At 72.2% G+C, this 9,884-nt stretch carries 6 protein-coding genes; 5 read left to right on the top strand and 1 reads right to left on the bottom strand.

Going from position 1 to position 9,884, the window contains the following annotated elements; genetic code table 11:
* Positions 1-1,095 precede the first annotated feature (1,095 nt).
* Positions 1,096-1,464 (top strand): ArsC/Spx/MgsR family protein, encoded by a 369-nt coding sequence (locus ABZ783_RS24430; RefSeq protein WP_357441995.1) that lies wholly within the window; start codon positions 1,096-1,098, stop codon positions 1,462-1,464.
* Positions 1,465-1,477: 13 nt separating this feature from the next.
* Here the strand turns inward: ABZ783_RS24430 and ABZ783_RS24425 are convergent, their stop codons facing one another.
* Entirely contained in the window at positions 1,478-1,651 is a 174-nt protein-coding gene (locus tag ABZ783_RS24425; protein WP_357441994.1) for a hypothetical protein, read from the bottom strand.
* A gap of 19 nt (positions 1,652-1,670) precedes the next feature.
* Here ABZ783_RS24425 and ABZ783_RS24420 point away from each other — a divergent pair, with 19 nt between their 5' ends.
* The 4 genes from ABZ783_RS24420 (at position 1,671) to pulA (ending at position 9,696) form a co-directional block, all read left to right on the top strand.
* On the top strand, positions 1,671-2,333 hold the full coding sequence (locus ABZ783_RS24420; protein WP_357441993.1) for a hypothetical protein: 663 nt from the start codon (positions 1,671-1,673) through the stop codon (positions 2,331-2,333).
* 40 nt (positions 2,334-2,373) lie between these two features.
* Positions 2,374-2,763, top strand: a complete 390-nt coding sequence (locus ABZ783_RS24415) for a hypothetical protein (RefSeq protein WP_357441992.1) — start codon at positions 2,374-2,376, stop codon at positions 2,761-2,763.
* A gap of 425 nt (positions 2,764-3,188) precedes the next feature.
* Positions 3,189-3,881, top strand: coding sequence for a cellulose binding domain-containing protein (locus tag ABZ783_RS24410; protein ID WP_357441991.1), 693 nt, complete (start codon positions 3,189-3,191; stop codon positions 3,879-3,881).
* 316 nt (positions 3,882-4,197) lie between these two features.
* Positions 4,198-9,696 carry a pullulanase-type alpha-1,6-glucosidase gene (gene pulA, locus ABZ783_RS24405; protein ID WP_357441990.1) on the top strand — a complete coding sequence of 1,833 codons (5,499 nt, stop codon included), beginning with the start codon at positions 4,198-4,200 and terminating at the stop codon, positions 9,694-9,696.
* Positions 9,697-9,884: the final 188 nt, after the last annotated feature.

Below are 9,884 nucleotides of genomic sequence, written 5' to 3'. Positions count from 1 at the left end.
GGCGGCGATGCCGGCAGTGGTCAGCAGGGTCTTACGCAGGATGGTGTTGGTACGCATGATGATCAAAGCCTTTCGGTCGGGGGAACGGCACACACCCGCGAAAGGGGGGTGCGCGGGCGCCGCGTGAAAGGGAAAGTCAGAAATCTGCCCGGCGGCCACAGCGGGGGGCCTGCACGGGGCGTTCCGGGTGTAACGACCGGGGCTCGGGGATCATTCCACCCGGCTTTCCGGCGGCCGGCCCTGGGGTGCTCGGGCGGCCGGGGGATGTAACGACCGGGGACCGGGGATCATTCCACCCGGCTTCCCGGGGACCGGCTGGCGGATCCGGAGGGGATCTGCTGCGCGGCCCGGGGATGTAACCACGGCCGGCGGCCGACCATTCCGCCGCAGCCGGGGCCACCCTCAGGGGGTCGCAGATCCGGCGCGGTCAGCCATGTACAACGCCCCCGGCCCTAGCCTGATTCCCCCGAGCCCACCCCCGCCACCGGACACCCAGGCCCGAACCGGACATGCCACGCAGAGCGAGACGCCCACCAGACAGCCCATCCCGCGCAGGCCGGATCGAACGGGTGTCGACGGACCTCCGGCACGAAACGGTCGAGGGCCACACGCACACTCGACCCTCACCCACCGTCACATCCCGCCGTGGACCAGACCCACCCGCACCCTGCTTTGCTCTGCAGCCACATACGCAACACTCACCGAACGTGCCAGGCTGCGTATCTGGCTGCAGAGCAAAGCGAGGACGGGCACAGACCCCGCCGATGAGCGCAGGCAAGACGGCATCCTCGGAAGCTGGGCGGACGTCGATGCCGGCCCGCTGGTACAGGCATGGCACTCAGCGGAACGCCATTGCCGTCAAAAGCCACCAGTCACCGCCATGGCGTTCCACTCATGACTCGCCACCCGGCGGCCCCATCAGGTTGCCGGCGTCGAGCCGAAGTGGTGTGGGCGCGGACCGCGGCTGGTGAGGCGGCGTATCTCCGCCCAACCCGGTCGAGAGGCATGCACGCGCTTCGGGCGGATCTTGATCGGGATGCGGCCGGACGTCGGTCACCGTGGATGCCGGTTGGCGGCGTGCCATCATGTCGGATCATGGAGATCTGGCACAACCCGTCCTGCTCGAAGTGCGCCACCGCCCGGGCCACCCTCGACGAGGCGCGGGTACCCTACCGGCTGCGGGCGTACCTGGCGGAGCCGCCGAGCGCGGGGGAGTTGACCGAGGTGCTGCGCCGGCTGGACGCCCGGGCCTGGGACATCTGCCGCACCGGCGAGCCGGCCGCGGCGGCCCTCGGAATGGCCGACTGGCCCCGCGACGACGGCGCCGAGCCGCGCTGGATCGCCGCGATGGTCGCGCACCCGGAGCTGATCCAGCGCCCGATCCTGCTGCTGGAGGACGGCAGCGCACTGGTCGGTCGTACCCCTGAGGCCCTGGACGAAGCGGTGCGCCGCGCGGACCAGTGAGCCGGCGGGTCAGTCAGGAGGATGGCCGCGTCGCCTGCGCGTGCCGCTCGCGCAGCCGGTCCCGGATCTCCTCCGGGGTGTACGCCCGGCGCCGTCGTTCCGCCCGGGCCACGACCACGCCGGTCGCCGCGACGCCGGCGAGGCCGGCCAGTCCGAGCAGCTTCCACCACCGCATCCGTTGCCGCATCGGCCTAGGGTAGTCCGTTATGAGCATCAGCCTCGATGCGGCGGTGGAGCTGACCCGGACCGGGGACGTGTGGGTGTTCCGCGGGCGCAGCGTGCCGGACCGCGCCATCCAGTTCACCACCAACAGCCCGGTCAACCACGTGGGCATGGCGGTGGTCCTGGACGACCTGCCGCCGCTGATGTGGCACGCCGAGCTGGGTCGTTCGCTGCCGGACCGGTGGACCGGCACCCACCAGCGCGGCGTGCAGCTGCACGACCTGCGGGACGCGGTCTGCGTCTGGGCCAACCGGTACGGCCAGCGGGCCTGGCTGCGCCAGCTCGAACCGCCGGCCGACACCGCGATGGAGGAGGCGGTGCTGCGCACCGTGGCGCGTCTCGACGGCACTCCGTTCCCGTCCACCGCCCAGCTCGCCTGGCGGTGGGCGCGGGGTCGGGTGCCCGACCTGCGCCGCCGCCGGCCGTCCACATCCGAGGGTGGGGGTGTGCCGGTGCGTGACCGGGCGCTGGAGACCGCGTACTGCGCCGAGGTGGTGGCGGTGACCTACGAGGCGATGGGGCTGCTGCCCGCCGGTCGCCGGCCCAACTGGTACGACCCGGGTCGGTTCTGGAGCGGCGACGACCTCGATCTCACCGGAGGCGCGCAGCTCGGCGCCGAGATCGAGGTACGCATCCCGCCGCGCTGACCAGGTTTGCCGGAGCCGCCGCGCGGTAATGGAGAGCCCCGTGACGGCTTCCACGCATCTCGCCGCGCTGACCGACTTCTTCGACCGGTACGGCGTGGCGCTGACCACCGGCGACCTGTCCGCCATCGCCGGCTGCTACGCGCTGCCCGGGCTGGTGGTCGCCGACACGTACAGCTTCTCGTTCACCTCCCCGGCCGCGGTGGCCCTCAGCTTCGTCGGCGCGGCCGCCGACTACCGGGAGCGGGAACTGGTCGCGGCCAATGCCCAGATCGAGGACGTGCAGCAGGTCTCCGCGCTGCTCACCGAGGTGGCGGTGCGGTGGGAGTTCCTGGACAGCCGGGGGCGGGCGGTGCCCGGTGAGCGCTACCGCTACCTGCTGCGGGCCACCGACGACGGGCCGGCCATCTGCACCGTCATCCGTACCGCCTGACGCCGCGCCGGCGTGGGTGCCGTCCGCGGCTCAGCCGTCGACGCGCCGCTGGTCCACGACGACGACCACTGGACCGACGGCCCGCCGCCGCGGTTGCCGGGCAGCGGGCCAGTCGGTCGGGCGCCGCCGGTGGCGCGTCGCCGCGTGATGCGGCTCGGTGGAGCGGTCCATGATGGACGGCCGGCGGAAACCTCGACGTAGGACCGGGCCGAGCCGGCCGGTCTTCCATCGATGAGTCCGGACAGTCTGGCCGACATGCGGTGCGCTCCGGTGCGTACGCCTCGTGGTGGCGGGCCGATCGCCGGGCGGTGGTCATCCGTTCTCCGCGTTCCGGTGGCCCGGACGGGCGAAACCTGGCGGCCCGCTGCCACCCGCCGCTCATGGCTGGCTACGCTGGCGCTCGGCTTCGGGCGAGGGGGGACGTGATGAACGCCGGACGTGGCCAACCGTCCGACGGGCCGTCGGCGCCCAGGCTGCTGATGTCGGTGCCGTGGATTGTGGTGCTGCTCGGCGTCGGCCTGCTCGCCACCCTGCTCGTGATCGCCCTGCTCGCGGCGCGGGGCCCGGAGCGCCGGGAGGTACCGGCGGCCGCTGCGCCGCCGATCTACCTGCCGACGCACGGCCTGGAGAGCCCCTCCGCCACGCCGGGCGACCCGGCCGTGCCGCTGGTCACCGCCGAACCCACCGCCGCGCCGACGGCGTCGCCCAGCCCGTCGCGGCCGGCCGGCCCGACCCGACCCGTCAGCCCGTCGCGGGCCGCGCCGGAGCTGGCCGAGCCCGCGCCGCTCGTGGCCGATGGCGCGGTCACCGCCCGGTACGAGGCCACCGGCAGCGATCGGCGGGGGTTCTCCGCCCGGCTGACCGTCGCGAACGGGTCCGGAGCGGGTCAGGACTGGACGGTGAAGTTGTCCTTCGCGGGCAATGTGAAGAGCGTCCAGGCCTCGTCCGCCTCCGGGGTCTCGGCCAGTTCCCGCGGCGGCGGGGTGTTCGTCCTGGCCGGCACCGGGGCGCTGGAGCCGGGGCAGAGCGTCACCGTGCGACTGGAGTTCAACCGGACGGGCACGGGTGACCGGCCGGACCGGTGCACGGTCAACGGCGCGGACTGCACCATCGGCTGAACCCGTCGCCCGGGGGCCGGCGCGACAGGTCGGGCACTGTTCGGTCTCGCTCCCGATCGGGTGTCCGGTGCGGAGCAGGGGACCGCGGGTGGGTCGGGTGGTTCGCACCGTCAACGGCGCGCGCTGCGCCGGCTTCTGAGCCCGCTCGCCACGGCACCGTCGATCGTGGCCGCGTCCTCCGCCCGGCACAACGATCGTGGGAACGGGCACGTTTCGCAAGACGGCTGCTTTGTTGCGACTTGGTTTGCAAGGTATTGCAGAACGTTTCGGCAAGGGCTAGCGTGCGGGCGAATCAGCGACCAGAGAAAGGCCGTCGATGAAACCCCCGCCGATATCCCCCAAGGCGCTGCTCGCCTTGGTCTCCTCCCTCGTGCTCACGCTCGTCGGCGTGCCGGTCGCCGTTCACCAGATGAGTGCCGACGGCAGCGACCGCGCTGCCGTCCCCGACGTCCTCGCCGCCGCCAACGCTCCGCAGTGGAGTCAGGAACCGTCCGCCGAGGCGCTGCTCAAGGCCGGCAGCAACAGCGCCCGGGCCGAGCAGTTCTACTTCGTCCTGCCGGACCGCTTCGCCAACGGGGACAAGCGCAACGACACCGGCGGGCTGACCGGCGACCGGCTCACCACCGGCCTGGACCCGAAGGACAAGGGCTTCTACCACGGTGGTGACCTCAAGGGGCTCATCGACAAGCTGGACTACATCCAGGGCCTGGGCACCACGGCCATCTGGCTGGCCCCGATCTTCAAGAACCGGCCCGTGCAGGGCACCGGCGCGGACGTCTCCGCCGGCTACCACGGCTACTGGATCACCGACTTCACCCAGGTCGACCCGCACTTCGGCACGAACGAGGAGCTGACGAAGCTGGTCGATCTCGCCCACCGGCGGGGCATCAAGGTCTACCTCGACATCATCGTCAACCACACTGCGGACATCATCAGGTACGCCGAGAACAGATACGGCTACGTCGACAAGCAGACCGCGCCGTACCGGGACGCGCAGGGGCGGGCGTTCGAGGACCGCAACTACGCCGACGGCACCCGGGACTTCCCGCAGGTCAACGAGAAGTCCTTCCCGTACACCCCGACCTTCGCCAGCGCGGCCGACGCGAAGGTCAAGGTTCCGGCGTGGCTGAACGACCCGACCATGTACCACAACCGGGGCGACTCCACCTTCGCCGGCGAGAACAGCGAGTACGGCGACTTCTTCGGCCTCGACGACCTCTGGACCGAGCGGCCCGAGGTGGTGCGGGGGATGATCGACATCTACGCGCAGTGGATCACGCGCGCCGGCGTCGACGGCTTCCGCCTCGACACGGTCAAGCACAGCAACCTCGACTTCTGGCCGCAGTTCAGCCGCGGCATCCAGCGGGCCGCGGAGAAGGCCGGCAAGCCGGACTTCTTCATGTTCGGCGAGGTCTACAGCGCCGACCAGGAGATCGAGTCGACGTACGTGCGGCAGGGCGGCCTGCCGGCCACCCTGGACTTCTCCTTCCAGGAGGCCGCGCGCGGCTACACCGCCGCCGGCGGCTCGGCCAAGACGCTCGCCGACCTGTACGCCCGGGACGACCTCTACGCCGCCCGGGACACCGGCGCCAACCGGCTGACCACCTTCCTGGGCAACCACGACATGGGCCGGATCGGTTCCTTCATCGCCGCCGCGGGCGGGGACGACGCCAGCCAGCTGCGCCGCGACCAGCTCGCCCACCAGCTGATGTTCCTCACCCGCGGCCAGCCCGTCGTCTACTCCGGCGACGAGCAGGGCTTCACCGGCCCCGGCGGGGACAAGGACGCCCGGCAGGACATGTTCGCCAGCCAGGTGCCGGACTACCTCGACGACGACCTGATCGGCACCACCCGTACCCACGCCGGCGACCAGTACGACACCGGCCACCCGCTGTACCGGACCATCGCCGAGCTGGGCCGGCTGCGGCAGGCCCACCCGGCGCTGCGGGACGGCATCCAGGTCACCCGGTACGCGGCCGACGGCCCCGGCGTCTTCGCCTTCTCCCGGATCCTGCCCACCGACCGCACCGAGTACGTCGTCGCGGTGAACAACGCCGCGAGCGCGCAGACTGTCACCGTGGACACCTGGTCGGCCGATGCCACCTTCACCGGCGTCTACGGCGGTGCCGCCACCGCGACGGCCGGCGCCGACGGCAAGCTGAGTGTCACCGTGCCGGCCATGTCCGCCGTGGTGCTTCGGGCCGACCGCGCGATCCCGCAGGCCGGGGCCGCCCCGGCGGTCACCGTCACCGAGCCCGGCGACGCCCCGGTCGCCACCCGGGCCGCCGTCACCGCACAGGTCACCGGCGACCCCCTGGCGGCCGTCACCTTCGCCGCCCGGGTGCCCGGCGGCAAGTGGACCCTGCTGGGCAGCGCGCACAAGGCGCCGTACACCGTCCACCACGACCTGACCGGCCTGCCCGGAGGCACGAAGGTCGAGTACAAGGCCGTGGTCCGCGACGGCAAGGGCCGCGTCGCCAGCACCCGGTCCACCGGCGTCGTCGGCACCCCCGCGCAGAGCGCGTCGCGGGACTGGGCGGTGGTGCACTACCAGCGCCCGGCCGGCGGATACGCCGACTGGGGCCTGTACACCTGGGGCGACATCGACCCGGCGTACCAGACCGAGTGGCCCAAGGGGCAGCCGTTCGCCGGTGAGGACTCCTTCGGCCGGTTCGCCTGGGTCAAGCTGAAGCCGGGCGCCAGGTCCATCGGCTTCCTCGTGGTCGACAAGAACGGGACCAAGGACGTCGACCAGGACCGCAGCATCGACGTGACGCAGACCGGCGAGATCTGGGTCAAGCAGGGCGACCCGACGGTGTACCCGACCCGGCAGGCCGCCACCGGCGAGCCCGACCCGCCGGCCGACCAGGGCACCGCGGTCATCCACTGGCGCAAGGCGGACGGCAACTACGACGGCTGGGGCCTGCACCTCTGGGACGGCGCGGCCACCCCGACCGACTGGGGCAACCCGCTGAAGCCGGAGAAGATCGACTCCTTCGGCGCGGTGTTCCGGGTGCCCCTGGCCGCCGGGGCCACCGGGCTGAGCTACATCGTGCACTCCGGCGACGAGAAGGACCAGCCCGAGGACCAGCGGCTCGACTTCGCCGCCGCCGGGCGCGAGGTCTGGCTGCTGGCCGGCATCAAGGGCCGGCTGCTCCCGTCGACCGCCACGGGCGTCGCCCAGGACCTCGACATCACCAAGCAGAAGGCGCAGTGGATCGACCGGTCCACCGTCGCCTGGCAGACCGGGCCCACCGACGGCAAGCGGTACGCCCTGGTCGCCGCCCCGGCCGGTGGGCTGAGCATCACCGACGGCGAGCTGGCCGGGACGTACACCACGCTGCCGTTGCGGGCGGAGCGCAACGGGCTCACCGAGGCCCAGCGCGCGGCGTGGCCGCACCTGTGGTCCTACCGCACCTTCAGCCTGGACCGGGCCGACCTGGCCAAGGTGCCGGCGGCGCTGCGCGGGCAGCTCGTGGTGACCGAGCGGGACGCCGAGGGCAAGCTGCTCGGCGCCACCGGGGTGCAGACCCCGGGCGTGCTCGACGACGTCTACCGGCCCGCCACCCAGGCGAAGCTCGGCCCGACGTTCACCGGCAAGGTGCCCACCCTGGCCGTCTGGGCGCCCACCGCGCGCACCGTCGCGTTGCAGCTCTTCGACTCGCCGACGGCCGAGCCGAAGACGGTGTCGATGAGCCGCGACGATCAGACCGGCGTCTGGTCGGTGCGCGGCACGAAGGACTGGACCGGGAAGTACTACCGCTACCGGGTGGAGGCCTGGCAGCCGGCGGCGCAGAAGCTGGTCACGGCGTCGGTGACGGACCCCTACTCGGTGGCCCTCGCGCCGGACTCGACCCACAGCCAGCTCGTCGATCTGGCCGACCCGGCGCTGGCCCCGGCCGGCTGGGCGACGCTGCGCAAGCCGGCCCCGGTCCCGTCGGCGAAGGCGCAGATCCAGGAGGTGTCGGTCCGCGACTTCTCCATCGCCGACACCACCGTGCCGGCCGAGCGGCGAGGCACCTACCTCGCCTTCACCGACCCGAAGACCGCCGGCATGAAGCATCTCGCCGGGCTCGCCGAGGCCGGGGTGAACTACCTGCACCTGCTGCCGGCGTTCGACTTCGCCACCATCCCCGAGAAGCGGGCCGACCAGCGGCAGCCCGGCTGCGACCTGGCGGCGCTGCCGCCGGACTCGGACGAGCAGCAGAAGTGCGTGTCGGCCGTCGCCGACTCCGACGGCTACAACTGGGGGTACGACCCGCTGCACTACACGGTCCCGGAGGGCGGCTACGCCGTCGACCCGGCCGGGGCACAGCGGACCACCGAGTTCCGGCAGATGGTCGCCGGGATCAACCGGGCCGGCCTGCGGGTGGTGATGGACGTCGTCTACAACCACACCTCGGCCGCCGGTACCGACCCGAAGTCGGTGCTCGACCAGGTGGTGCCGGGCTACTACCAGCGGTTGCTGGAGCACGGTACGGTCGCGAACTCGACCTGCTGCGCCAACACCGCCCCCGAGCACGCCATGATGGGCAAGCTCGTGGTGGACTCCCTGGTCACCTGGGCCAAGCAGTACAAGGTGGACGGCTTCCGGTTCGACCTGATGGGTCACCACCCGAAGGCGAACATCCTGGCCGTGCGCGCCGCGCTGGACCAGCTCAGCCTGGCCAGGGACGGCGTGGACGGGAAGAAGATCCTGCTGTACGGCGAGGGCTGGAACTTCGGCGAGGTCGCCAACGACGCCCGGTTCGTGCAGGCCACCCAGGCCAACATGGCGGGCACCGGGATCGGCACCTTCAACGACCGGCTCCGGGACGGGGTACGCGGCGGTGGCCCGTTCGACGGCAACCCGCGGATCCAGGGCTTCGCCTCCGGCCTCTGGTCCGACCCGAACGGTGACGACGTCAACGGCTCGGCGGCGGAGCAGCGGGCCCGGCTGTTGCACCAGCATGACCTGATCAAGGTGGGCCTGGCCGGCAACCTGCGCGGCTACCGGTTCACCGACTCGTCCGGGCGGCAGGTCACCGGTGCCCAGGTCGACTACAACGGCTCACCGGCCGGCTACACCGCCGCGCCGGGCGAGGCGGTCACGTACGTCGACGCGCACGACAACGAGATCCTGTACGACGCGCTGGCGTACAAGCTGCCGCCGGGGACCTCGGCCACGGACCGGGCCCGGATGCAGGTGCTCGCCCTGAGCACCGTGGTGATGGGGCAGGGGACGGGCTTCGTGACGGCCGGCTCGGAGCGGCTGCGCTCCAAGTCGCTGGATCGCAACTCGTACAACTCCGGTGACTGGTTCAACCAGATCCGGTGGGACTGCGCCCAGGGCAACGGGTTCGGCGCGGGCCTCCCGCCGGCGGCGGACAACGGGGACAAGTGGCCGTACGCCAAGCCCCTGCTGGCCGACCCGAAGCTGGTGCCGGACTGCGCGGCGATCGACCTGGCCGACGCCCGGTACGCCGAGCTGCTCCGGATCCGCCGGTCCTCGCCGGTGTTCGGGCTGACCACCGCCGACCAGGTGCAGCAGCGGGTCACCTTCCCGCTGTCCGGTACGCAGGAGACCCCGGGCGTGCTCACGATGGCCCTGGACGCCCGGGGCCTGGGCGGGGCGTGGAAGTCCGTCACGGTGGTCTTCAACGCCACGCCGGCGGCGGCGACGCAGACGGTGACCGGCCTGCGCGGGACGGACGTGGCGCTGCACCCGGTGCTGCGTACGTCGGCCGACCCGGTGCTCCGCACGGCCTCGTTCGATCGGACGACCGGCACGTTCACCGTGCCGGCGCGGAGCGTGGCGGTCTTCGTGCAGAGCTGACCCGACGGATCCGGCCCCCTGCCACCGAGGTGGCAGGGGGCCGGATCGCTGTGTGGGATAGGTTTCGCCGGCCGTCGGTCAGTTGAAGCAGTCCTTGACGGTGCCGCCGCAGTTGGTGGGGTCGTTGTCGGTGATGGTGGTCTTTTCGTCGAGCTTGACCTTGCCGTTGTTGTTGAAGACGCCGCCGG

This window comes from Micromonospora sp. NPDC047738, from assembly GCF_040642675.1.
Lineage (GTDB): Bacteria > Actinomycetota > Actinomycetes > Mycobacteriales > Micromonosporaceae > Micromonospora.
This window is presented reverse-complemented; position numbering and strand designations above follow the sequence as displayed.